Source organism: Cupriavidus oxalaticus, assembly GCF_004768545.1.
GTDB lineage: Bacteria > Pseudomonadota > Gammaproteobacteria > Burkholderiales > Burkholderiaceae > Cupriavidus > Cupriavidus oxalaticus_A.
On the sequence record NZ_CP038635.1, the window covers coordinates 3,270,044 to 3,294,783 of the forward strand.

Sequence of the window (24,740 nt, forward strand, 5' to 3'; positions counted from 1 at the left end):
CTAGTGACAATCTTTGTTGTCAGAACAGATAGCCACCACGGCGGCTTCAATATCCTCGTCGGACAGAAATGGCGCCTGGGCAAACACCAAGCCTTGTTCGCCATTGAGCTTCGCGGCGAGGTGTCCGCGCCCAAGCAGCAGTTCCGCGCCGGGCCGGTCGAGCGCGATCTTGGAAGTCGCTTCGCTGGACACCTTTAAGATCAGCCGGTTGCCCAGATTCTCACGAAGCTGCATAGGCATGACGTCCTTGTCTGGACGCTGGGCCGCAAAGATCAAATGAATGCCAGCTGCGCGAGCCTTCACACCGAGGCGCTGCACCGCAGCCCCGACCGCCGCCTTGTAGGCATCGTCGAGCATCCAGTCTGCGAACTCGTCGTGGACCAGGAAAACCATCGGGAGGCGTTCCTGCGCTGAGACCTTCGCGTTGTACGTTGGCAGGTCGCGTGCTCTGGTTTTGGCAAAGGCCCGGTAGCGGTCTTCCATCTCTTGTACTAGTGCTTCCAGGACTTGGGAGGCCTTCTCCTTGGTCGTGACGATCTCTTCGCGCATGTGCGGCAGGTCAGCCAAGGGGGCGTAGTCCACACCCATCTTGGGATCGATCAAGACGATCTGGGCCAGCTCCTTCAAGTTGGTCGCAGCAATGTCCAGCAGCAGGGCTTGGATGAGCACTGACTTGCCGCTGCCAGTAGCGCCTGCCACCAGCGAATGAGGTTCGTGCGACGAGAGGCCACCAAATTCGGTCCCGAGATTCAGATAGAGCAATGCCCCATTGATCTCCTGAAGACCCAGCAAGAAAGAAGTGTTGATGCCGGCGATGTTGCGATTAAGCTCGCGGCGAGACCAAAGCTCCCACAGCGATACCGCCTGCCTCTTGGCCCCGGCGACCGTCACGACGATTTCGCCAGGCTTCGGCTGCACCGTGACTAGATTGATCGCATGCGTCGTCAAGAGCTGCGTGCGCTTGTTCTCAATGTCTTCGACCCGCAGCCGGTCTGAGCCGGCCAAGCGCACAAGGCAGCCGTTGGGTGTCAGACGCGTTCCTAGGATCGCTGCCTGCAGGCCATAGCTGTTAAGGGCAGCTTTGAGGTTCTTGGTCACATCTTGAGCCCACCCCTCCCGTGCCGCATCCGCCTGAGCTCCGCCAGCGAACTTGGACGCGACCAATTCAGACAGCGAAGCGCCGACGATGGGAGATGCGGTTGCCGTGGCCTCGGCACTCGGCGCAGTTATCGGTTCCATTGCCGCAGAAAGTTGGTGCGCCTCTCCCCGCAAGAGAGCGACGGGCTCAGAGGCAACGCTTTTCGCTGGAGCTTCTGAGGCAACTTCCAGCTGAGCTGCAACTACAGCTTCGGCAGTCTCCACCGAACCGCTCGCAAGCTGCCCCATAGCAGCCAGCCAAGGCACGCGCGGCGCCGGCTTCTTGAAGACGTGGCAAGCCCAAGGCTGATGAGAGCCCAAACCCGATCTGACATCGAATGCGCTCTCCCCTTTGGCGTAGGCCTCGGTAAGCTTCCGCAAGTCCGGCCGATCGAAGACTTCCTGCCATGCCTGGACGCCATCTGCCTCGTCGAGCAACTCTTGATCAGATGCCGAGGTCGATCCAGCGTCCGACGTGTGAACGTAGACCTGCGAATAGCCGCGCAAGGAAATTTCTACATCACCCTCGCGCAACTTCGCCCTGGCGCGCTCCATCAGCCCCGTCATACCAGGAGGAATCTCGGCGTCAATGAGCAAATCCGCTAATCGGGCCAACCACACGTCGCGATCGAGGCGACCTGGATCACCAAAGAGCGCTTCGCGGAACATGCCCAACGTCGCCAAAAGCTGGTCCTTGGAGTCCCGGCGAGCTTTGGCGAGGCCGTCGGCCCCGACGTATTTAGATTCGACGATCGAGATGCCAACACGGACAGCCTCTTCACTCTCCTCAACGTTCAAAGCCAGAATGTCCGCAATGCGACTTTCCGGCTGCGAGAGCCAACTCGCGTAATCGTCCAGCAGGAAGTAAGCCGTCAAAACTTGCCCACTGGCAGCGGCCTTCTTGAACTCCTCGGAGAGCAAGTGGCGGCTTAGCACCAGGCCAATCATCTCCCCAGCGGAGATCCCACGCTTGGCTGCGCGCAATACGATGTCGCCCGAGACGGACAATGCATCACGCTTGGCCCTATCGGCCGCCGTTTGAATCTCATTGGGGCCAAGCTGCAGGTTCAACTCCTCCAAGCGCCGCCGCACCAATACGCCCAACAGGCGCAGCTCGGATGTCGAACTGACAATCATGTTGCGGCCGTTCGTCGATCCCCGGCGGTACCGAACGACTGTGATGTTGTTGTGCTGAAGCTGACGCTTGTCCAACAGCTCGTCGTAGGTCGCGACCCATTCGGCTAGATCGTGTGCATCCTTGATCATCCCGGCCAACGCCGGGCTTTGTAGCGAAATGCGCCGGGCGGGCAGGAATCGCTCTTCGGGCAAGGCGTCGGTTTGCCGGCAGACGGCCGCCACCGCCGACACATAGGCCCACCCGGAAGCGGTCTGCCAGGGGCAAGCAAGGAAAGTGGTCGACTTGAGCTCATTCTCGCCTGAGACGCTACGATAAGACCAGCGCGACGGCGCATGCTCCAGGTTGGGCCGGTCATTGGCCCAAGGAACCGGCAGCCATTCGGATTGGGCCGCGCGAGCAACGACGTCATGCAGGAAGGCAACGTCAAAGGCCTTAAATCCTTGGGCGTTCTCGCGGGGCGTCGACGAAATCGGAGTCACCGAGATGCGCAGCTTTGAGATGAAGTTGTCGCTGGTCTCGCTGACCACAGGCAGGTCAGGATCATCGCCAGCCTTGTTAACGAGTTCTCCATAGACGCTGCGAAGCTTGGCTGGATCGGAATGACGCACCGACACGCTGCATTTCAGCTTGCCGTCTTCCTGGATAGAAGAGAGCTCGTGCACCGTAGCTAGCGGCAGCTCGGCCGCGTCGGCGTTGTAGAGCACCACGCTGAGATTGGAAGCCTCGTGCGGTTGCAATCCGACATAGCGCTCCAGAAGTTCGCGCGCCTGCTTAGCGGCGGCGGCCGGATCGACATCGGTCATCGCGTTTTCGGCGCCGCGCGTGGGCGATTCCAACAGGCTGTAGCCGTTGATCGTACTGCTTTCAGACACCAGGGTCGGCGCGCCCGCCCTGTTCAAGACCGCGATCTCCGGATAGAACGGGTGGGCGATTTCATCGGAGAGCTCGCGCATGAAGATCTCGCGGTCGCCATAAAGGATGCTGCGACTCGAAAGCAAGTGGGTGGCGAAGCCGGCGATGCGGCGAGACTTGACGGCCAACGCCTTCATGCGCTCCGGATGCCACGGCGGGATGATCAACGCCGGGTTGTCGCCAGCCACCCGGGCAGTCCCGACGGAGAGCACTTCGGACACAAGCTTCGAACGGCAGACATCGCCGCGAGCATGTGCCATCAAGGTCGTCAGCAGCGCCCCGAAGGACTCGGCCTGGCGCATGACGGCCTCACCATGAAGGCCTGTGCCAACGAAGTCCTCCATTGCCTTGACGTAGTCCTCTTCGAACTTGTCCCACGCCGATCGAACCTCATCACGCTGCTGCGCAGTCAGCCTCCCCTCGTCGGCAAGCTCTTTGATCCGGCCTTTAATCTCGTGCCGGAGGCTTCGCAGCTTGTTGGCAGCCGGGACAAGCGAACCTGCATCCGTCGAATAGGTGGCCTCTAAGGTGCCGGTGTCAAGCAGCGACACGTTCTGCACCCCCCCCTTTTTGCTCACCAGTCGGCGCGGGACTTCCGTACAGCCCACTGCCCCCTTCTCCAAGAGGCGGCGCATGTCCGCAACCATCGAGAGGCCTATCGAGGTAGGGCGATAGCTCCAAAGGAGTTGGGTCTTGGCCAAGACGGTCTCCTTACCCTTAGTAATCTGCACTAAGGCCACGTCGAACTTGATTTGGAGAGCCATTCGAGACAGCGATGCGTTTGGTCTGATCTTGTTCTTCTTATCGTTGCGCAACTCCTTTTCCTTGGCGAAGAACGCCTCGTAATCGAAGAGGGGATCAGGCAAGTTCACGTTGCCGAGGCGCTCGACCTTCCAGTCGGCCTTTGCCCCCATCAGCTCCTTCAAGCCTCGATACATCGCCGAGAAGTAACTGCCGGCGTCGTAGTTGAAACGCTCGCGCCACTCCTTGCGGCCTTTGGTAACGGTGAAACGCAGGATGCGCTCACCCTCGGGATCTCGAAGGCCCGCGTGCAAGCTGTTGACCACGCGCGCAAAGCCATCGAAGAAGTCGTGGCACTCAATGGGCTTGCCATACAGAGCCTTCTCCCAGCGGCCGCAAAGCTTGACGTCTTCCTCCAAGTGGCGGCGGTTCTTGACGAAGAACTCTTCATCCTCGCCGTTAAAATCCGATCGGCGCTCGCGCGACTTCAAATCCTCGAGTAGCTTGCGGCCTTCTGTGTCTAAGGCGTTTTCCTGTTCACAGTCGTGGTCGAAGAAGCGGATCGTCGAGTCAGCCAAACCCAGCTGCTTTTCCTTGGGCTTGTCGAATGCCAGATAAACGCCATCACTTTCCCACTCGAACTGCGCGAGCGCGGCGGTGGCTTCCTGGTCGCCCGCTGGAGCGGCAGCGAACGCCTGCAGCGCAAGGCGCGCGCCATCGGCGATGTCGGAGGCGTGCTCCGCGATGCGCTCGGAAAGCTCCTCGGCATCAAGCGGTTGGCCGTTCTGGCGAAGCTTCTTCAGCAGCGGAGCACGTTGCATGAAAAGCTTGGCGAAGGCCTTCTGCCAAGGCTTGCGTGAGGCCGCGAAAGTCTTGGCGTTGGAGAAATAGGAGCTGTCCCTAGGCAAAGCCGCCCTAGGCAATGCAAAACCCACCGCGTCTCGAATGGCCAGGCCACGCGTGGAGATGGCCTCGACGATATCAGAACAGAGCTCGCCGAGCTGCACCAAAGAGAGCTCCGACGAGGTCAGAAGGCCTCCGAGGGCTGCATGAAAAACGGCGCGGTCGTCCGGAACTGGCGAGATCCCTCCGGCATGCAATGCAGCCTCAACCCACGGCTCCGGATCGGCCCGCATCTCCTTGGCACCGATGGCCATCACATGGCCCAAGGTGTCCGCCAGGTTGTGCTCATTACCATTGGCCGTAAGGATCGCTGCCTTGGCAGTCTCGGCGTTGTTGCGTACGAACCCGGCGTTGTGGGCGCTCAAGATCTCTGCGGGCAACCCTTGGCCCTCGACCAAGGCCTCCGGAATCATCAGTTCCACCCTGGACAGTAGGTCTGCATTGGCGAGGATCGCTCGCGCCACAGCAGCGATCTGGCTGGGTGAAAGCTTGTCGAGCCGGAAGAGCGCGACCGAGTCTCCCGGCTGGCCTGGATTCGAGATGCGCTTGGCGAGAATGTCCGCGCCGACGCGCCCGATGATGCGATCGGTCAGCACGCTGCCTCTCCCTTGAATGCGAACGGGTTTTCAACAAACGAGCAGGAGTCGGATAGCCGGCGCACCAGGCCTAATCCAACGAGCCGGGCTTCGAGGTTGTCCCGGTTTTCGCTGAGCTCCTCTTGGTCGACTAGTTTGGCTTCGACTAGTCGTGAACCTTCCGCGTCGCCGATAACCAGGCCATATCGGCGCTTGGCTTCGGCCAAGAACTCGTCGAATTGCATGCGGTCGTCCACGATCGCCACCACGATCGACTTGAGCAGCCGATCAGTGGGAGCGTACCGAATGCGGCGCGAGAGCCTGCGCGAACTCAATCCGATGGCGCGCGACCAGGCACTATGGATCTTGCCGACGTGCTGCTCGTGCCGGGCGAGCGCGAGTTCGACCAGACCAGCGACGAGCGCATCCGGGCTCTTGCCCGAATAATCTTCATCGTCGCCGTCGTCTGTGGGCGGCCACTGGAACCACTCGCGCATGAGCTTGACGCGTTCCGCCTCCGGGAACTCGACCGACGCGGCTTGGCCCCACCGGGGAGCTTGCCGGATTGATTCGACATGAGCTCGAACCGCCTTGGCGGCCAGACCCTGATTAAACTGGTAGCTGTCGCCTGAGAGCGTGCGCACCTTTGTCCGCTCTTTGGAGACTATCTCGCAAACTATCTCCACAGGCTCGTCATCTCCGGCGATGCGCTTGGCCCGCTCGAGGAAATAGAGAAGCATGTTCAAGCCGGAAATGGCGATGCAATGCTCTAACGCGTCATAGATCGGCATATCCTTCGCGAGGATCGACAGCCAGTCTTCGCAGATTTGGTCGAAGCGCACGTTCTTCATCTCGGGCAGATAACCCGCTGGTCGCGGATCATCGGCAAACTGCGGATCGCCTTGAAGCGCCCTCGCCAGCCTGTTCATCGGAGCATCCCGATCGAACAGTCCTTTTGCCAATGAGTCGCCCAACTGGGCACCCTTTTCCGAACGAGAAAGCATCAGATAGAGCAACTCGCCCGTGCGCGCGAAGAAACGCCGGTCGTTGCTCATCTTGCCGCGCGAGTCGATCTCCAGGTCTTCGTAGAGTGCGTCTGGGCCGAACGGGAAAACGAACTTCGAACTCCAACGCTTGTTGCTTCGCGATTCGAAAGACGACGAGCGCAGCAGCTCGATGGCCTTGGCGAAATCATCGAAGGTCGAAAACGAATGGCGCAGATATGCCATATCGCCATCGCCGTTGCGCGTCGCTCCTTGGGCGAACTTGTCGAACCATTGCCTCCACTTCTCCTCGTCGGGCCGCGCGCTCTCGGCGATAGATTCGACATAGGGGTTATTAAACAGCAGACCGCGCAAGCGAATTTGGCGCTGCGGCCGGAACTTGACCGTGCCTCCCATGCCCTCATGGGGCCGCAGCGGCTTGTCCAAGTTAGATCCGAGGACACCGAGGAACTCCAGCACGGTGAGATGCGGAAGCTGCTCGTCATAAAGGCGGTGGCCCCAGATGTTCTCATCCACGCAGAAATCAACGCTTTTGATCTCCGGCCGCTTGATGATCTCGTTCATGCCGGTGCCCTCACAGTCACGGGACGCGCGAAGCCGCGGCCTCCTGGCTCGATGTCGATAAAATTAAGGGTCAGCGCAGAGGCCTGACCGCTGGCCTCATCGTCTCCCGCGAAGCCAGCCTTGCGGACGAGTTCAGCCTTGCGCAGCAGCTTTGCCTTGAACGCCAGCAGATCTTCAAGGCATTCGTTGGAAAAGCTAGCCGGTAGCGCTCCATCGGCCACGCGCGAAATGAATTCATGGCGGATCGGGGTAAGGTCGAAGCTAACGGAGTTGCCTGCGCCAGGAGCCAGCGACACGTCAAGGTGCGGTCGGTTAGTCTCCTCGTCAAGCCGAATCGCCATGCCAACGCCGCCCTGCCTGCGCGAAGATGTCTCGTGATCGCACAGCACGCTTACGCGGTTCTGGGTGAATCCTCCCGAGCTGGCAATAAAGATGCGGTCGACGTTCTCAAGCAGCAGGCCGGTCATGACGCGGTTGAGCCCTTTGGCGATGCGCCCACGGACCGTCTCGCTCACCGGCGATTTGGCCTTGAGCGATTCAATGATGTCCAGGTAATCTCCCGCGAAGCGGAAGGCCGTCATCGACCAGCGTGGGTATTCGGCCTCTGCCTCGGGAAGTGTGAAATAGAGGCGACGCCGCTGGGACTCCAGCATTTCCAAGAATTCGGAGTATCCGCCGTCCAAGCGCGCACCCTCGTACCCTTCCAAATAGGCATCCTGAGCAGCGCGAAACGCTGCCGTTCCCCCGTAGATTAGATCGGAGCCGACGAGGCGATTGAAATCGGTTTGCAGCCGCGAGTCGTCCTTCCCATAGACCAGCAGGCCATCAGCCGCATTGGTGGTCTCTTCGCCCACGCCAAAGCTGGCCATGGCTTTGAAGATAGGGCGGTCAGTGGTCCTACGCTTGGGCAGGTTGGCGCCGAACGCATTGGCATAGACGCTGGCCTTGCCGATGTTGCCCCCCTCTTGGATCTTGGCGACATCCGCGCAAGTCATCAGGTTCTCTTTGGCCTCCTTGGCGTCGGAGTAGCCAAGGATCATATTCGAACACAAGGCCAGCAAATCGCGAACAGGAAGATGAAGCCCGTTGAGCCTTGCAATTTCGACCAGGTCGCCCAAGCGACGCGCAAGCTGCCTGCCATCCGTTTCGCCCAACAGCCGGCGACGATTCTCGTCGATCGGGCAAACCTTTCCGTTGGCGACTAGCGAACAGCGCTTGCAGTTGTCCCACTCGGGGTGACCCGCCACCGCCTTAGTGATTTCGTCAAGAGTCTTGCGGCCAGTAGTCCGACTTAGATCGAAGACCGCGAGACGGTCAGGAGCAGGACCTGCTTGAAGAAATCGTTCTTGCAGGGGCTTGCGCAAAGGATGCACGCGGCCTTGACGCCTGCCCAAATCACGCAACCGGTCAAGAAGCTGACCATGGTTGGCCGCAAGAATCACGACCTCGGAGTTATCCCCTGCGAGCACCGATCTTTCGAGCCGCTCCAGCGGACGGTCGCTTTCTTCGCCATTGAACTCTGAGAGATCCTTTATGAAAACCGCCAAACGCCCATCGGCTAAGGGCAACTCTTTCACATTACCTTTAATAGCCCAAACTTTTGGATCGCCTCCAATGCGTTCCCAAAGTGCACGGCAGTGGTAGGTCTTGCCGTCTCCCGCCGTCCCAGCAATTAACATCGAACCGGGAGATTTGGACTGAATGTGAGCCTCCATCGCATCAAGCAGAGGCGTAGACAAGCTGATGGGCTGGACTTTGGCCCGGCCTATTGCGCCTGCCACGTACTCATCGAACATTGTCAGGTTGTTGGGCGTGGGGCCGTAGCTACGCAGAAACCTGACCCATGCGCTGGCTGGCTGTGCTATTTCGGTCACATTCTGTCCCTCTAAACTTCCATACATTGGTGTCTAATGGAGCTCGGTCAAAAAACCGCTAACTCCTCAGAACGTGACAATGTCGCTGATTCACGTAGCCAAATCACCCCCTACGGAACTCAGCACAAAGTGATAGTTTTGTCACGAAATTATATCAAAGCTCGTTTGCACGTTACGATTGGTTACGTTTGGAGAGCCTGGCGCGACATCTCGTAGAACGGTCTCGAGCGTTTCACAGGGTCGTCTCCGGCGCCACCCCGGCGATGGGGCATTGATGGGCTGTGCCACTTCCGGAGACTGGCGGCGCGTTCGGGGTGGAGGCCGCCATCTGATTGCGTTCAGCCAAATCGTGGAATCCACGCGCACAAGGCCCAGGAATCTGGGATCGGAAGGCGGACACGGGTTCGCTTCCCGTTTCCACCACCATATCTCCAAAGCCCAACCCTTATCGATTGGGCTTTTTTCTGCCCGGAACGCCAGGGTTGGCGCGGTTTCCCACCTTTTCCTCGTGAGCGCCTGCCCTCCAAACGGCCCTGTTCCGCCGCACACTTCCCGCGTCACTGTCTCGGTTTTTCTCTACTGGCCTCGTGAGCGTTTTCGGCCCTACATCCAGCAATGACGCGGATCAGCGCGTGGTCGGTTGCTGATGGCAATTGCTGCTTCGGTTGAGAACCGGGATTGGTGAAGGCTCAAGGACGTGGCAATGAGCGGCCTCCGGCGCAGGGTGAGGCCGAACAACCGCTGGATGAGCTGGTCATCCAGGCTCAGGGGCTGAAGATGAGGTAGCCTTGCGTAAATCGCGACGGAAATTATGCAAACTACGACAGTCGCTGGGTGACTTAGCCACCGTCAGCGTCGGTCGTCCGTCAGGGTGGGTAAGCCGCCCATGCTTGCCGCCACGCTGGAAACTCCAGCCTTGACGAACCAACTGGCGGATCAGTTGGTCGATTTCTTTATTTGAGCAGTACTTCACGCGCCGATCCCCGTGTTGACAGGGATATATCGCGCGCTGAAACGCTCATGATCAAAGGTCATTTCGGAGAAAGCTACCCCAGCTCCGACCTCGAGAATCGGCCGACTGTAGGCATAACCCTGCCCAGCAATCAATGGGCTGCTCTGGAAGAAGCGCCCGTGGGGATCGATCATCAGGTAGGACTCGCGCATGTCCTGGTTATCCTCGGCGCAGAGGATGCGGGCAAAGGTGCGGTGTCGAGCGACGAAGGCAGCGAACTGTTCGTCGCTGACGGCCAGATGTTGATTCACGACCGGAAGCATTCGCAGGACTTTCCACTTTTGCGGGGCAAAGCACTGAATCAAGGAGCCGAGGTCTTCGCCATGGTTGAGCTGGTTGACCACGGTGTTGAGTTTGATGCGCAGGCCGGGGTTGGACAGGCGGGCGCCCACCAGGTTGCTCGCCAGCCCCTCCAGGTTGAGCAGTCGGCTACGGCGGTCTACGCGGCCAATGGCGCGATTGGTCGCTGGGTTGACCGAATCGATGCTGATGCCCAGCCAGGTCAACTGCGGCGCCAGTTGGTTCAGCAGCTCTTCATTTAGCTGGCTGCCGTTGCTGATCATCGAAACTTCGAATCCAAGGCCACGGGCCTGACTGACGATGGATGGAAGCTTGCCGGCATGTAGCAATGGCTCGCCACCTGCCAGATTGAGCCGCACGGAACTCCAGGCCAGGCGATTGGCCAATGGATTCATGCGGTTGCCTGGCCGAAAAAACTGGTACAGCTCGTTCAGTAGCCCTGTCGTTCGCTCAGGGTCGTGGATCAGCTCACGCCGGCAAGTGGATTCATCCCAGGTGGCGTAGCAGTACTGGCAACGGTAGTTGCAGGCTTCGGTGAGGTGCCAGTTGAGAACCAGCGGGGTGGGGTTGTGCATGACGCGGACTTCATGGTTTGAGATCCGCGAAGGGTGCCCGTAGGGCAACTTTTTCGCTATGAATCACCGTGTACCCCCTGCCTCTCCCCGACCTGTGAGGGGGGTACAGGAGATTTCAGTGACCAGGTGATCAGGCCTTGGGAGAATGGCCACAACTTCAACAACCCCAAGAGCAGGGACCATGAGCACACTGCCACTCACCGAAGCCATCCTGCTGGAAATTCATCAAAGCCTCGGCTGCGAGCCATATCAAACAACCAAAAAAACCAAGTTTGCGACTGGGCAGAACAGTCTTGAGGCCCACAAGGCCATGGGTGGGGAAATCCTGTGCACCATCTTTGATGCCCTGGATATGGATCCACAGGCGCAAGGGGATGCCACAAGAAATCTCATGGAATTCGGGGATGCCTACAAGTTTCTCGAGCTGAACACCTGGACTTTCGCTGCCGACCAGCGCCAGATCCTCTGGACGCTACTGGGTCATTTCTACGTGCCCGGGTTAGCACGCCGCATGGGCTTCTGGACCCTTGCGCAAGTGCTGGACAAGGGCATGCCAGGTGGGCGCTTCTGGTATCTACCCGAGCCTTGCGAGGTGGATGGCAAACCCAGCCTGCATTTGCCGGTAGCCCAGGTGGTGGACTGGCTACTGGATCTGCTGGGAATGCCTCTGGAGGAACTTGCTGACCAGCGCAGTGAATCCACACACGGTGGCCATGAAGGTCTGCGGCGTTCGTTGTACAACTGGCGCAATGCAACCCCGATCCGGCCCGACACCATCCTGAAGTACTTCCCGGACGACGCGGGACTGGACTTCAAGGGCGCCTTCTCACTGGACAGCAAGCACTCGCCTGCGCAGCAGTTCGCCGACGCCCTGGGCTTCGTGAAAAGCAAAGAGCTGACTGCCGACAGGCTGCGCCTGGAAATCCCCATGACCCAGACAGGGCGCCTGGAGCCGATTCTGGACGGCCACGCCGATGAGGAGGAGCAGGCTACGTTCGTCGGATGCCTGGCTGAGCGTTACGCCGCCCCTTCCCTCCACACTATCCGCCAGCGCCTGCTGCTCGCACGAGCGGTGCAGGATGGCTACATCCGCCTGCTCAAATTCCTCTGCCCGGGCGTTGACCGGCAGTGCGCCGATCCCCAGCAGAACAAGCTGCTGCAACTTTTCGCTATCTACAAGCTTGTCTACAACCTGACCATCGATGCCTGGCGCCATTGCCGGGATCAGGGCGAGGCCGCTGAAAATACCTGGTTCGAGAAGCATCTGCCAGAGTGGGACAAGCACGGCCTGTTTCTTTCCATCCTGCCTTCGCGTCGGGAAGCAGCCAACCAGGCTCTCGCACATATGCTGACCCGCCGCTTTTGCGAGATGGAGGCAGGTGCGGAACTTGAAGATTACATCGGGCTCGACGCGCAATCAGCGCTGCCTATTATTCAGCGCAATGTTGAACGCGTTGCTGCATTTGCCGAGGAGATAAACAGTGAATTGCGCCTGGTTGCGCGCATGAAAACCTCATCCCCTTGGCGGGCCTTGCAAGGCGAGAAGCGCTATTGGGTGATCAGTCAGGTGGTGCAGAACCCAGACCTTGGCCCACTTGCGAAACAAGCAGCCATCCAGCGTTTGCGCGAACTGGCTGCCACACCCGCTCAAACCGTCCAAGCCATTCTTCTGGAACTCGACAGCCATCTGAATGGCGAGCGCCAACATCGTCCGAAAGACACGCAAGCCAAGGTTCAGGCCTTGCTCGACGAAGCCGAGGCCAGCGAGGGATACGGGCTGTGGAGGGCCGCCATCTTGCAATACAAGGCCAAACACCTGCTGGCCTGCAATGACTTCGAGGGAGCAGGCAAGCTGTTCAGGGAGGCATTGGAGGCTGGGCTTGAGCGCAATTACGGGCCGCTGCGCGGCGAGGTGGCGCGGGACTGTCTTGCGATGGTGGTAGCCGACCAGAAATTGAGCGCCAACAACCACGAAAAATACTACCGGGCGATGCTGGCCGGCGGAATGATGGCGGAGTGCGAAGAGATCCCCCCTCTCGAGGAAACCGCACGCTGGGCCTCGACCTACTTTTGGGACACCCTGTACAAGCCTTACCCGGGTGTTCCGGCAGAGAAGCGCCGCGCCAGCGGGGTGATTGAAAAAATGTTCAAAGAGCTGATGCCGTTGCTCATCTCCGGCGATCAGGGCGGCCTGCAAGAATGGATCAAAGCCAATCGCCCGTTGCTGAAATCAAACCTGCCAGATGTCGACGGCAACTCGGTATTGATGGGACTGATCAAAATGCATTCCCACTTCCTGCAGCGGCTTCCGCCGACGCGGCAGATGATTCCAACTGGGCTGCAGGGCGAGGCGCGTCGGTTCGAAACCATGTTGGGGCATTGGCGGCAGTTTTTCGGGCAACTGGCCAAGGAAAGCCCCAAGCAGCTGAATATGACTGATCTCAAGGGACAAACTCCGCTGATGCTGATGGCCGAGGACGGGGATGCCGAGCTGGTCAGAATCATGCTGCAAGCCGGAGCCGACCCGGAAATGCAGGACTGGCAAGGTATGACGGCTTTGCATTCAGCATGCAAATCCCGCGTGGACGGCTGCGTGGATGCCCTACTGGATCATCCGTGCAAGTTGGACAAGTTGACGAGCGAGGGGCGCTCACCGCTGCATACAGCGAGCTGGGCGGGGAATGTACATGCGGTCAACCGTCTGATGGAGTTGGCACCAGGACTAGTTTGGAAGCGCGACTCGTTTGGGAATACGCCGTTGGAACTGGCTGAATCTTTTATCGAGCATCCTGATGCATTGGAGGCGCTTGCCGAACAGCGTGCTCGGGATGGCAAGCGCTGCGCGTCCAAGCAAGAACTGGAGGCCATCGTGCAATTGCTTGAACGAGTGGCACCCATGCACTACCGGATGTAGGACGTAGCGGGACGCCCACTCAGGAGGAACAGCCGTACTGCACCCGCTGAACATCCCATGGCGCCGGAATCGGGTGCGGGTCAGCCGCTGTAGCGTGACACCGTTGCCTTGCCCGGTCGAACAGGCATCCACGATGTCGGGGGCAATGCGGGCCAACTGGGCAATCTTGCTAGCCTGCCCACGGTCGATGCCCCTCGGCCGCCGCGATTTCGGTGATCGAACTGAAGCGCCCTTCATCGAGCAGGCGCTGCCAGTGGTGCGCCAGGCCCAGCGCACGGATCAAGGGGCGGTCCTGGGCCGCCGCCTGCAACTGCCACTGGTGCCGCCCTCGTCCAGGAACTCTGGCGGGGCGTCCGGCGGGTGATGACCTGCTTCTTCAGACCCCGGCGCACCAGCGTCCAGGGCATGAAGGCTTCCAGTTGCACGCCGCCCGCTGGACTCGGCCGTTGGTAGGTGACCGGATCGCCCTTGATCCGGCCCCGATACTTCCTGCTCATGCTTCCTCCACTGATTATCGACTATCCAACCGCTCTCCATTGGTTCTCTCGTCCGTTCACCCAATGTCGGCACGGATTCCACGCCGGCCTTCGCAAGCCGTACATACCCCCCGCCGACCTCCCTCTCGGGGCCCTTCTATTCTTTCCATCTTCTCTGATGGTCCAGCGCGCTTCACGGGGTCGTATCCTTTGTTGGCGCGCGATCCGGCGACGGCGCATTGATGGGAGTGCCACCCGCGGCGCTTCTCGGATTGAAGAATTTTTCAAACCTATATAACTCCATGGACAGCGGTGAAATACCGCCGCCGTTGGACCGCAATGGTCCGTCCGTCATCAGCCATGGAGAGATCATGACGCTCTGTAACTCACCGTTGGAAAATTTGCTCGCATTCGCCATTGTCTTTCTGCTCGGCGCGTGCTGGACCCACGTCCGCTTCAATTCCCGGACCGTCAACCAGAACGGGCAGATGCCATGACGCCAAACTGCCCGCTTTGCCATTCGTCGCGGGTAGCTACCCGCGCCTATGCGCGCAAGGTCGGCGGCACTATCGGCGCTGTCGCCGGTGCAGCCAGCAGCTTTGGTGCAGCCCTGAAGGGCGCGCGCGTAGGCGGCTGGGTCGGTGGCCGGGTTGGAGGAGTTGCCGGCCCCACCGGCATGACGCTCGGCGCGATCGCTGGCGCCATCCTCGGCGCACTGGCCGGCGGGGCGGCCGGTTGTTCTGCTGGCTCTGCCCTCGGCGAATTGATCGACGACAAGATCCTCAACAACCACTGCTGCCAGGACTGCGGCCACACGTTTGGCCATGTTTCGAACACGCCTTTTGCAGGTGCCAGGCAGCCTTCCGACAGCTCCGACGCGAATTACTTCGAAGATCAGGACCGCACGCCATTCCACGCCGACAAAGCGCGATGTGAACATCGACTCTGCGTAAGGCAGTGCGCAACGCACCCTACCAATCACCCTCATGTTTTTCCCAGCATAGGCCGGCCTCGGCCGGGCTTTATGCATTTGTCATTCCAAAGGAGCAACGCATGCATCTCGTTCAAACCATGGCCTATGTCGACGAAACCCCTTGGCACGGACTGGGCAATCAACTCGCCCGCAATCAACCGCTCGAAGTCTGGGCCGAGCGCGCCGGCATGAACGCGTAACGGGCCGGTCAGCACCGTCCTTGACGGTGCCGGACGACTACTGTCGGTGGCAGGAGCTAGGGAGCGGGCGCGTCGATGGACGGCAGTTCGGCAACGACGGACCAGGGCAGGAGTGGCGAGCGTCCCGCCATAGGCGGTCGCCAGTAGCCAGGTAGCCATTGACCTTGTCACGCCCCTTGAGCGTGACGCTCTGCCCAGTGCGGGCCAGCGCCCAGAGCTTGCGCCCCTCCTTGAGCACATCCGCCGTCTCCAACTCAAAGCCACCGACTTCGGTGAGATCCCGGTAGAACTCCAGGATTTCGGAAGGCTGCACGACCTGATAGCGGCTCGAAACAACCGTCAGCGGTGCCTTGGTGTCCGAGCGGTACAGGACCTTCGGACCTTCTGCTCGGAGAAGGCGTGAATCGCGTCGAGACCGGCATAGCCGGACACGAAGCGCACTTTGGACGCCTCGATGCGCCAGTTCATGCGGAAGCCACGCTTCACTCGACCTATCGGCCCCACTCGCGGCTCAGCTCGACCTCAGGCACTACGCACTCGATTCCCAGGCGAGAAGTGACGGCCTCTGCAAGGGCGATCGCGTTACCACCACGACTTGCATCGACGACGACCGTGCGCGCACCTGAAGCTTCGATGTACTGCAGCGTCCCCGCAAAGTCAGCATGATTCGACATCGCGATTCGTAGTGAGCGATCGGAGTAGTGCAGGACCGGATCATCCTGTCGCGACATGAACGCGCTTAGCTTGATGGCCGTGGACTCGCCATCGGGAATTGGTAGGCTATCACCGGTTCCGTACCATCGGAGGTAGGTTCGTGTTTTAGCCACCTCTTTCCCCTCCGGGCTCTCGACATCGAGCACGTCATCAATGACGCAGCCAAAGTCCCGATACACCGCAATTTCTTTCAGGAGCCGCCGTGAACCCAGCATCGGGAAACCGAGCTGCCCGCTCACGACCTGGAGAGCCCGCTGCAGTGTTCCTTGGTGGGCTAGAACGCGAACCGGTCCGAAGTGACGTGTTCGATGTATGACGTGCAGGAGGGCCGCCTCAGCAGCACCCTGGTCGTACTCTCGGACACTGCTCGGGCTGCCGTACGTCGGGTCCACTACGAGCGTATCAACTTGGATCACCTTGTCCAGCGGCCAGCTAAAGTCACCCGAGTAGCCAAGTCGCAGACCCTCCCGCGTCTCTACCCGGACCTGAGCGGCCCCGAGCATATGCCCGCTCGACTCCAAGGTTACTTGGAAGTCGCCGTAATTCATCACACTGCCGAATTCGGCGCCCACGAAGTTGGACCTGTACGGGAGATCGGCGTTCAGCTGTGCACAAAGCAACGCATGGGTACCGCGGCTGGTCAAGATGGTCTGGAACGCTTTGCTCGTCTCAAAGCTATCCATGTGATCCAAATGGACGTGTGTCTGCACGCGCAACCCAGCTTCCCTGATGAAGCCATCACAGCTGACCTGGCCTGCGAGCAAGATGCACCCGCCTGCGGTTATTCGAACGTCAGCCATCCTCATTCCCCAACTTGTTGCTAAGCGAGTCCAGCACCCGTCGCTCGATCTCCTCGGGTGTCGTACCTTCGGATGCAGCGAGATCGGCCGTCCCGACAAGCACGAAGGAGCTGGATCCAAGGCGCGAGGCCGACACGAGATTCGAAAGAGAGCCAAGGTCCGGGAGCGTCGATCTCAGCAACTCGTCCCGATCGCGTTGCACCAAGCCTGCGAGGCGATTCCGCAGCATGACGTCGTCGATTGAGCCAAAGAGAACGTATCGGATCTCCACTTCAGTCCGCATGCCCACTACCTCCCTCACGCAGTCGTCTAGGTCCCTTGCTGCACGGCGGTGGAGCTGCATCACCTGCACGATCTCTTTCCAGGTGAGCGCATGCGAGAGGATCGCCTCTGCAGCCCTTCTCTGGTCGACGCTGTCGAGCCCGCTCAATTGGGCGAGCGACGAGAAGGGGATCGTGTTCGCGAAACCCTGCTTGCGCCCCGACCAGCCGGCCATGTCGCGGACATCGGGAGAGAGACCTGCGATCTTGACGAACTCCTTGAGCTGCGTAACGCCTATCCCGAGCAGGTTGGACAGCTCTTGGCTGCTCTTTCCGGCAGCCAGAGCCCTTTCAATCAGCAATCCGACTTCTGCCGGAGATAGGCGACGCTCTGCCTTGTGGGAGCCGACGGACAGCAACAGACCTTTGAGTTCCTCTCGGGTGAATACGTCACCCATCGAGCAGCCCGCGCTGGATAAGTGCCTCCTCGATCAGCTGGCCGGCCTCGGCATCTTGATTCGTCCCGTCGTCGCGTGCAGCTTGTTGAAGCGATGCATGGACACGCGCGGTGAGGGTGACCACGATCTGAGTGACCTTCCGTCCCGACTTTGCGTCCTCCAGAACCTTGTCGATTGACGACGCTGGGCTCTCGGCCAATTGCTCGATGACTCGACTTTGTTGCGCGCCGGACATGCTCGTCATTTCCTTGGCCATCTCGACAAGTTCGGCATCGTCCACCTCGCCGAGCTGCTCCGCTGCCGTCTGGGCTTTCAAGGCGGCCGTCATCGAAACTTGGTTGTCGTCGACTAAGCCCTTCAACGCCGGGGCCAGCCGATCGTACTTGACATACTGACTGACTTTGTTTTGCGGCAAGCCCGTTTCTTCAGCGACGGCACGGACCGTTCCGTACTTCCGGTATAGCTCGGTGCAAACGTCAATCAGGTCACGCGAGTTGAGGTCTCGCCGCACCAAGTTCTCAGTGACCGACAGTATCTTTGCCGCAGTTTCGTCCACGCGATCCTTGAGAATCGCAGACAGGATCGTCTTTGCCTTGAGGCGTTGGTGCGCAAGGAACCGACGCTGTCCAGTAATGATCTCGTACTTGTCGGCACCGACTTCGCACACGACGATTGGCTCGAGCAGTCCGACCTTGTTTATGCTGGCAGCGAGTTCGTCAATGTCACGGCCCACGTCGCGGACTCTGACCTGAGCCTTTCCAATTTCAAGCTGTTCGAGTGGGAGCTCCCGCACGTCTTTAAATTTGCTCACTGGACACCTTCCTTTCTGTTTGAGTGTTCGCTTGCGAGACGCCGGTCAAGACATGGCGCAAGATTGTGCTATCAATTTTGGAAGACGGCGCATCATCAATCACTGCCGCGAAAAGTTCCCGCTTCTGGTGCAGGAGTTCCGTGATCCTCTCCTCCACAGAATCGACCACCACTAGCTTAATTACGATGAGGGTTGAAAGTCTCCCGAATCGATGCGCCCTCTGGATTGCTTGGTCCTCCACGGCGGGGTTCCACCATCGATCAAAAAGTACTACATGACTTGCTTCGGGAATGTTGAGTCCGACTCCACCTGCACGGAGAGAGACAAGCAGGACGCGGGGACCCGGCTCTGACCGAAAATGGCTCAGAACCTCGTCCCGTTCTGCGGATGCAAGCGCGCCATGGTAAATGTCAGCCGGCAAATCGATCTGGCTGGCTACTCTCTCGAGGGTTTCAACATATTGGGAGAAGACAATGACCTTGTCGTCAGCATTGCAGAGCGATTGAAGGATTCCCTGAAGTACCTCGAGCTTGGCCGATTCGCCTGTCTCAGGGTCGAAGTTGCATACCTGTTTGAGTCGCGTGATCTCCGCCAGTATCGATGCGGGGGCGTTTAGTTCGGACGCCATGTTGATCGCCTCGGATTCCAAGTCGTCATAGGTGGCACGCTGACTTGGAAGTAAATCGACCGGCAGCTCTTGGATGATCATTGGAGGCAGTTCCTGCAGCACCTCGGCCTTTCGTCGACGCAAGAAGTGGCCCTCCGCCTCCTCATGCAGCTGATTCCTTGTATAGGAGAAGGCACTCGCTCGGTCAAGAACGTAGTCGAGCACGGAAGCAAACTCTTCCAGGCGGTTCTCCAAGGGTGTCGCCGAGAGAGCCCAACTGCGAGTCCGGCGTAAGAGCTTGCACGCGAGGCTCGTCGAGGAATGGCGATTCTTTATCCACTGAGCCTCATCCAGAACGACGAGATCCCACCGTAGGCCGTCAGCGAGGACCTGTTGGATGTCCGTTCGAATCTGTTGGTAGTTCGCGAGAAGGACAGGGATAGGAAGCCCGTATGTGGCCCTTCGGTCCTCTGCGTTTCCAATTATTCGCCGACAAGCCAGAGCTGGTGCCCAACGAGCTAGTTCCTGCATCCAATTCGATGTCAGAGATGTCGGGGTGACGATTAGTGTCCTTGCCAGGACGACTTCGAAGCGAAGATGTGCTATGGCCGCTATCGCTTGAACTGTCTTGCCAAGCCCCATTTCGTCGGCCAACAAGGCGCCCTGGTGCTCAACCAAGAAAGCGACACCGCCTTGCTGGTAGGGACGTAGTGCACCGATTGCAGCAGGCGCTATCACGGTGCAGCCGCGGCTATATGGCAGTGTCCAAGAGGCAGGACGCTTCCGAGGGCACACGCCACCATTAATCCGGGCCGCCCATGTCGGCGCTCGACCATCTTGCTACCAAGTGCGACCCTTGGGCAACACCGGCCGTGTATGCCGGCGCACTGGACACTGTATCGCTCAATAGCACGCCTGGTTACCTGTGACATTTCCTCCGCCCCCTCAAGCTCTCCTCAAGCCACACAAGCGGCCCCCGAACCCTCGCACACGATCGATCACACGAGCCGACGGATTGCCGCCGCATCCTGCAAGTGGCAGATACTGCTGTCAGTTTATACAAGAGGATACTGAACCGGGGCACCGCGACGCAACAGGTGCTCTAACCAAGCCTTGTCGCAGGGTTAAGGGGCGTGCGACTGGGAGGCTTGCTCGGCGGCCGGATTGGCTTAATTGCCGGCCCCACCGGCATGACGCTCGGCGTGGTCGCAGGGGCCATCCTCGGCGCACTGGCCGGTGGGGCGGCCGGTTGCTCGACAGGCTCAGCCGTCGGTGAATTGATCGACGACAAGATCCTCGACAACTACCGCTGCCTGGACTGCGCCCACACGTTTGCCCAAGCAAAGAACACTCCTTATGCAGGCTCCAGGCAGCCTTCTGACGACTCCGACGCGAATCTCTTCGATGATCCAGGCTACGCGCCATTCCACGCCGATTAAGCGCGGTGTGAACGTCAATTCTGCGTAACGCAACGGCGAAACGCGCTTATCGATCTCCCCTCACCTATATCCCCCTGCAAAGCCCGGCCTCGGCCGGGCTTTGTGCACTTGTCTTCCCAAAGGAGCAATTCATGCATCTCGTTCAAACCATGGCCTATGTCGGCGAAACCCCGTGGCATGGCCTAGGCAATCAGCTCGCCCCCAACCAATCGCTCGAAGTCTGGGCCGAGCGCGCCGGCATGAACTGGCGCATCGAGGAGTCCGAAGTACGCTTTGTGTCGGGCAATGCTGGTCTGGGGGCCATTCACGCCTTTCCCGAGCAGAAGGTCCTGTACCGTTCGGACACCAAGGCGCCGCTTTCAGTCGTCTCCAACCGCTACCAGGTCGTCCAGCCGTCTGAGATCCTGGAGTTCTATCGGGATCTCACCGAGGTTGGCGGCTTCGAGCTGGAGACGGCGGGCGTCCTCAAGGAGGGGCGCAAGCTCTGGGCTTTGGCCCGAACCGGCCAAAGCGCGACGCTCAAGGGCCGCGACAAGGTCAACGGTTACCTGCTACTGGCCACCGCCTGCGACGGGACGCTAGCCACCACCGCGCAGTTCACGTCGGTACGAGTCGTGTGCAATAACACGCTGTCGATTGCCCTGGGTGACGGTGGCGGCGCCGTCAAGGTACCGCACCGTAGTCAGTTCGATGCGCAAGCCGTCAAGCGGCAGCTCGGCATCGCCATCTCGTCCTGGGACGGCTTCATGGCCCGCATGAAAGTGCTCTCCGAATGCCGTGTCCATGGCGATGCGGCTGAGGCCTTTTTCCGGCGAGTGCTGACCTATCCGGTCGTCAACGCCCCAGACCGGTCCGCCGTCGCCGTCAACGACCGTGCCCTCAAGGCGGTGCAGGAGCTCTACGCCGGACGTGGCAAGGGTTCCTTGTTGCCATCGTCAGCCGGCACGGCATGGGGCCTTCTCAACAGCATCACCGAGTTCGTCGATCACCACCGTCGCGCGCGCAGCGACGACCACCGTCGCGATGCCGCTTGGTTCGGCCAAGGCGCCGCGCTGAAGCAGAAGGCCTGGGACGAGGCCTTGCGCCTGGCGCAGTGAATCCGATGTTTTCCATTACCGGCGGCAGACCGCCAAGGAGAATGTAATGCAACCCGCTCAGGAAACGAAGTCCGGCAAGGCGCGCCCGGCGCTGCGCCTGGTCGACACGAAGCGGCTGCGCCGTGACGACTGGCTTGCCGTTCGCAAGACCGGCATCGGCGGCTCGGATGCGGCAGCCGCCGTGGGGCTCAGTCCCTATCAGAGCCAACTCGAACTCTGGCTGGAAAAGACCGGGCGCGATACGGGCCTGGTTAAGCCGAACCCGCAGGACACGACTGAGCCGGTCTACTGGGGGACCCTGCTGGAACCGATTGTGGCGGCAGCCTACACCCAGCAGACCGGGCGCCGGGTGCGCAAGGTCAACGCCATCCTGCGGCATCCGATCGTGCCCTACATGCTGGCCAATCTGGATCGGGAAGTTGTCGGGTCGCCTGACGTCCAGATTCTCGAGTGCAAGACGGCCGGCGAGTTCGGGGCGCGTCTCTGGCGTGACGGCGTGCCGGAGTACGTGCAACTGCAGGTCCAGCATCAGTTGGCGGTCACTGGCAAGCAGGCGGCCGATGTGGCCGTTCTGCTGTGCGGGCAGAAGCTGGTGGTCCACCGGATCGAGCGTGACGACGCCCTGATCGGTCGTCTGATCCTTCTGGAGGCCAACTTCTGGCGCTACGTGACGACCGACTCGCCGCCACCGGCCGATGGCTCGGAATCCGCCGATGCTGCACTGCGCCGCCTGTATCCGCACGACAACGGAGAAACCGCGGATTTCACGGCCGATCGCCAGTTGAGCACGGTCTTCGCCGATCTGGTCACTTTACGTGCCGAAATCGCCTTGCGAGAAGCGCAGGAGGCAAGTCTGAAGCAAACGATCCAGCAGGCGATGGCCGAGGCCACCCGCGCGCGCTTCGAGACGGGCGAAGTCACGTTCCGGCGAAGCAAGGACGGCGCCGGCATCGACCTGAAGCGCCTACTTGCCGATCACCCGGAGCTCCAGGCGCCTTATGCCACCACCAAGCCCGGCTCGCGCCGGTTCCTGATACATCCTCACGGAGATATACCATGCTCAAAGGACTGACCATTACTCCGCCGGTCATCGGGCGGATTTCCATCGGCCGCGTCGTCGAGAAGAACGGCAAGCGGCTGCCTGAGAAGGACGACCAGTTCACCCTGACCAGCCAGGTGCAGAACCGGGACGGGTGGATTTTGCACCCGCTGGACGAAGCCCTGCGCAAGGCAGGCAGCCCCGGCAAGCTGCGCGCCATCCCGGTCCGGGTTCTCTTCAATGACCCCAACCTGAACCTGCGCGCCGAATACACCCTGTTCGATCGCGAAACCGGGCGTCCGGTCTGTGTCGGCAACGGCGAAACCTGCAAGCGCGCGGGCACTGAGGGCATCGCGACCCTGCCCTGCCCGTCGCCAGATGGCTGCGGCTTCGGCAAGGCCGGCGGCTGCAAGCCCTATGGGCGCTTGAACGTCGTCATTGGCGATGACGACGAGCTGGGCTCCTTCCTCTTCCGCACCACCTCCTACAATTCGATCCGCACGCTCGCTGCGCGACTCCACTACTTCGGTGCCGTGTCGGGCGGGCTCCTGGCTTGCCTGCCACTGGAATTGAAGCTGCGCGGCAAGTCCACCACGCAAAGCTTCCGTTCGGCGATCTACTACGTGGATTTGGGGGTACGGATCGGCAGCACGCTGGAGGCCGCCATTGGCGAGGCGAGGGAGTTGGATGCGAGGCGCCGCGGGGCCGGCTTCGACCAGTCAGCCCTGGACGAGGCGGCGCGGCTCGGCTTTGGCAACGGCGCCTTCGAGGATGGTGACGAGGAGTGTGCAGCCGTCGCGGAGGAATTCTTCCCGGATGCCTCGGGCAGTAACTGCGACGACTCGGCCGGTCACGCCCCGACTGGCTCGCCGAGCCTGCGCGACAAGCTGGCACGGCGGGCCGACGCGCTGACGGAGGCGGCGCCATGACTACTCCTTCCACGGGGTGGTTACGCCAGGTCTCAGGCGGTGCGCGCAAAGGTCGTCGCCGCGCTGGCCTCCGCCAAGGCCAGGCCTTGCCATGGCGACTGTGCCGACCTCAAGGCGAGGCAGGCTGGGCTGGCGGCGACACTGGGGCGCTCGATGTCGAGGCGCAGGAGGCCAAGCGCCGGGAAGCCGCCGAAGACCGGCAACTGGAGGCACAGCGTCGCGAGGCGACTCGCCATGACGCCGCCCGTCACGACCCGGTCGTGGCCACGCTGGCAGGCTGGCTGGGGGTCACGCCCGCTCACATCGAGTTCCTGGCTGCGCTGGTCCTGGCGGCGGCGCTCGAAGGCGTCGCCTGCTACGGCTGGTACCTGGTGCTCGTTGCGCGAGCTGCCGTGACCGAACCTGTCGCCGACAGTCCCGCCGATCCCGACACCGATCTGAGCCGACTGCACCGCGCCATCGCCGACGGTCAGATTCGTCCCACCGTTGTGGAAATCCGGCGCCATCTGGGCTGCTCCCAGGCCAAAGCGCTGGAATTACGCAGGCAATTGGTGGCGTAACGCCACGCCTCTCCCGTCCCAGCCCTCCCCCTCCGGCGACGGCCAGAAGACTCTCCCGACCTCTTTTCTTTGCGCCATCGCGCCTGTGCGCGTCGGGCGCGCTCACTATTGGAGAATCGATTGATGACTGAATCTCATCCCAGCCATGGCCCACGCTTCCGGCTTGGCCGTCTGGTGGCGACGCCCGGCGCGTTGGCTGCGCTCAGGCATGCAGAATCTCACCCCATCGCCTTGCTGGTCTGCCACATGCGTGGCGATTGGCAGGAGGTAGGCGATTTCGCGCCGAAAGATGTCAGCCCAAAGCGAGTACCCATCGCGGGCAACTTCATTCACCAGCTAGCACTAATCTTGCGTAAGCTCACCATCACCCTCGCCCTTCTTACCATCGCTACCGTCAGTCATGCCGGCGTTGACATCTGCAGCATGAAGCGTTCGCAATACGAGCGCGCCCAGTGTTATGAATACGCGGTCAGCGGCGGTCTTCTGCGGATGAAGAAGAACTATGAACGCATCATGGCGGCACCCAATGTGCCCAAGGCCCTGAAAGAGAACATCCCGAAAAACCATAAGGAGTGGACGGACTACGTCGAGAAGAAGTGCTCGGACAACGCCTGTTACTACAGCCACATCAGGGACCGCAATCAGGATGTCGAACAATTCATGGCGAAGTACGGGATCAATCCGATCTAAAGCGTCGTGACAAAAGAGCAGACTGGGCGCAAGCCCAG

Annotated in this window: 16 protein-coding genes and 3 pseudogenes; 8 read left to right on the forward strand and 11 right to left on the reverse strand. The window is 60.5% G+C overall.

All coding sequences use genetic code 11. The features are described from left to right. From E0W60_RS25950 to E0W60_RS25970, 4 genes are all read right to left on the reverse strand, one after another. Entirely contained in the window at window positions 1-5,427 is a 5,427-nt protein-coding gene (locus tag E0W60_RS25950; RefSeq protein WP_135706028.1) for an FtsK/SpoIIIE domain-containing protein, read from the reverse strand. Beyond that, entirely contained in the window at window positions 5,421-6,974 is a 1,554-nt protein-coding gene (locus E0W60_RS25955) for a hypothetical protein (protein ID WP_135706029.1), read from the reverse strand. Before E0W60_RS25955 ends, E0W60_RS25950 begins: the two co-directional genes overlap by 7 nt. Beyond that, complete coding sequence (locus tag E0W60_RS25960; protein ID WP_240745903.1) at window positions 6,971-8,848, reverse strand: hypothetical protein; 1,878 nt, start codon at window positions 8,846-8,848, stop codon at window positions 6,971-6,973. The genes E0W60_RS25955 and E0W60_RS25960 overlap by 4 nt, the downstream gene beginning before the upstream one ends. Window positions 8,849-9,817: 969 nt before the next feature. Then, window positions 9,818-10,735 (reverse strand): viperin family antiviral radical SAM protein, encoded by a 918-nt coding sequence (locus E0W60_RS25970; protein ID WP_135706030.1) that lies wholly within the window; start codon window positions 10,733-10,735, stop codon window positions 9,818-9,820. A gap of 181 nt (window positions 10,736-10,916) precedes the next feature. Here E0W60_RS25970 and E0W60_RS25975 point away from each other — a divergent pair, with 181 nt between their 5' ends. After that, the gene (locus E0W60_RS25975) at window positions 10,917-13,649 is read left to right on the forward strand and encodes an ankyrin repeat domain-containing protein (RefSeq protein ID WP_135706031.1); all 2,733 of its coding nucleotides are present in this window, start codon (window positions 10,917-10,919) and stop codon (window positions 13,647-13,649) included. A gap of 19 nt (window positions 13,650-13,668) precedes the next feature. Here E0W60_RS25975 and E0W60_RS38365 read toward each other — a convergent pair. Then, a pseudogene (locus E0W60_RS38365) lies at window positions 13,669-14,146 on the reverse strand (LacI family transcriptional regulator). Between the two features lie 172 nt (window positions 14,147-14,318). Beyond that, window positions 14,319-15,065 (reverse strand): hypothetical protein, encoded by a 747-nt coding sequence (locus E0W60_RS37080; protein ID WP_167884600.1) that lies wholly within the window; start codon window positions 15,063-15,065, stop codon window positions 14,319-14,321. 113 nt (window positions 15,066-15,178) lie between these two features. On the opposite strand from E0W60_RS37080, the pseudogene E0W60_RS38370 reads away from it, so the two are divergent. Beyond that, window positions 15,179-15,292: pseudogene (locus E0W60_RS38370) on the forward strand (DUF932 domain-containing protein); the annotation flags it as partial. A 111-nt stretch (window positions 15,293-15,403) separates the two neighbouring features. On the opposite strand, the pseudogene E0W60_RS25995 reads toward E0W60_RS38370, so the two are convergent. The 5 genes and pseudogenes from E0W60_RS25995 to E0W60_RS26015 form a co-directional block, all read right to left on the reverse strand. Next, a pseudogene (locus E0W60_RS25995) lies at window positions 15,404-15,766 on the reverse strand (DUF932 domain-containing protein); the annotation flags it as partial. Between the two features lie 23 nt (window positions 15,767-15,789). Beyond that, the gene (locus E0W60_RS26000) at window positions 15,790-16,776 is read right to left on the reverse strand and encodes a hypothetical protein (RefSeq protein WP_135706033.1); all 987 of its coding nucleotides are present in this window, start codon (window positions 16,774-16,776) and stop codon (window positions 15,790-15,792) included. A gap of 28 nt (window positions 16,777-16,804) precedes the next feature. Next, complete coding sequence (locus E0W60_RS26005) at window positions 16,805-17,530, reverse strand: hypothetical protein (protein WP_135706034.1); 726 nt, start codon at window positions 17,528-17,530, stop codon at window positions 16,805-16,807. Then, window positions 17,523-18,341 (reverse strand): ParB/RepB/Spo0J family partition protein, encoded by an 819-nt coding sequence (locus tag E0W60_RS26010; RefSeq protein WP_135706035.1) that lies wholly within the window; start codon window positions 18,339-18,341, stop codon window positions 17,523-17,525. The genes E0W60_RS26005 and E0W60_RS26010 overlap by 8 nt, the downstream gene beginning before the upstream one ends. After that, window positions 18,328-19,743 carry a DEAD/DEAH box helicase gene (locus E0W60_RS26015; RefSeq protein WP_346769554.1) on the reverse strand — a complete coding sequence of 472 codons (1,416 nt, stop codon included), beginning with the start codon at window positions 19,741-19,743 and terminating at the stop codon, window positions 18,328-18,330. Before E0W60_RS26015 ends, E0W60_RS26010 begins: the two co-directional genes overlap by 14 nt. A gap of 395 nt (window positions 19,744-20,138) precedes the next feature. Between E0W60_RS26015 and E0W60_RS26020 the strand changes: the two genes are divergently transcribed. The 6 genes from E0W60_RS26020 to E0W60_RS26045 all read left to right on the forward strand — a co-directional run bounded on the left by E0W60_RS26020 (window position 20,139) and on the right by E0W60_RS26045 (window position 24,702). Beyond that, window positions 20,139-20,387 (forward strand): hypothetical protein, encoded by a 249-nt coding sequence (locus tag E0W60_RS26020; protein ID WP_135706037.1) that lies wholly within the window; start codon window positions 20,139-20,141, stop codon window positions 20,385-20,387. A 131-nt stretch (window positions 20,388-20,518) separates the two neighbouring features. Then, on the forward strand, window positions 20,519-21,484 hold the full coding sequence (locus E0W60_RS26025; protein ID WP_135706038.1) for a DUF932 domain-containing protein: 966 nt from the start codon (window positions 20,519-20,521) through the stop codon (window positions 21,482-21,484). Between the two features lie 46 nt (window positions 21,485-21,530). Next, a complete protein-coding gene (locus E0W60_RS26030; RefSeq protein WP_135706039.1) occupies window positions 21,531-22,556 on the forward strand; it encodes a YqaJ viral recombinase family protein in 1,026 nt (341 codons plus the stop codon). Then, entirely contained in the window at window positions 22,541-23,452 is a 912-nt protein-coding gene (locus E0W60_RS26035; RefSeq protein ID WP_135706040.1) for a hydrolase or metal-binding protein, read from the forward strand. Before E0W60_RS26030 ends, E0W60_RS26035 begins: the two co-directional genes overlap by 16 nt. Further along, window positions 23,449-24,012, forward strand: coding sequence for a hypothetical protein (locus E0W60_RS26040; protein WP_135706041.1), 564 nt, complete (start codon window positions 23,449-23,451; stop codon window positions 24,010-24,012). Before E0W60_RS26035 ends, E0W60_RS26040 begins: the two co-directional genes overlap by 4 nt. A gap of 123 nt (window positions 24,013-24,135) precedes the next feature. Further along, complete coding sequence (locus tag E0W60_RS26045; protein ID WP_135706042.1) at window positions 24,136-24,702, forward strand: hypothetical protein; 567 nt, start codon at window positions 24,136-24,138, stop codon at window positions 24,700-24,702. Window positions 24,703-24,740: the final 38 nt, after the last annotated feature.

What these genes read in the sequence shown, in the direction of transcription:
- E0W60_RS26005 (WP_135706034.1), bottom strand. Translation starts at nt 17,530, where the DNA reads ATGGGTGACGTATTCACCCGAGAGGAACTCAAAGGTCTGTTGCTGTCC.
- E0W60_RS25975 (WP_135706031.1), top strand. Translation starts at nt 10,917, where the DNA reads ATGAGCACACTGCCACTCACCGAAGCCATCCTGCTGGAAATTCATCAA.
- E0W60_RS26025 (WP_135706038.1), top strand. Translation starts at nt 20,519, where the DNA reads ATGCATCTCGTTCAAACCATGGCCTATGTCGGCGAAACCCCGTGGCAT.
- E0W60_RS26045 (WP_135706042.1), top strand. Translation starts at nt 24,136, where the DNA reads ATGACTGAATCTCATCCCAGCCATGGCCCACGCTTCCGGCTTGGCCGT.
- E0W60_RS25970 (WP_135706030.1), bottom strand. Translation starts at nt 10,735, where the DNA reads ATGCACAACCCCACCCCGCTGGTTCTCAACTGGCACCTCACCGAAGCC.
- E0W60_RS26040 (WP_135706041.1), top strand. Translation starts at nt 23,449, where the DNA reads ATGACTACTCCTTCCACGGGGTGGTTACGCCAGGTCTCAGGCGGTGCG.
- E0W60_RS25955 (WP_135706029.1), bottom strand. Translation starts at nt 6,974, where the DNA reads ATGAACGAGATCATCAAGCGGCCGGAGATCAAAAGCGTTGATTTCTGC.
- E0W60_RS26035 (WP_135706040.1), top strand. Translation starts at nt 22,541, where the DNA reads ATGCTCAAAGGACTGACCATTACTCCGCCGGTCATCGGGCGGATTTCC.
- E0W60_RS26030 (WP_135706039.1), top strand. Translation starts at nt 21,531, where the DNA reads ATGCAACCCGCTCAGGAAACGAAGTCCGGCAAGGCGCGCCCGGCGCTG.
- E0W60_RS26020 (WP_135706037.1), top strand. Translation starts at nt 20,139, where the DNA reads ATGACGCTCGGCGTGGTCGCAGGGGCCATCCTCGGCGCACTGGCCGGT.
- E0W60_RS37080 (WP_167884600.1), bottom strand. Translation starts at nt 15,065, where the DNA reads ATGTTCACATCGCGCTTTGTCGGCGTGGAATGGCGTGCGGTCCTGATC.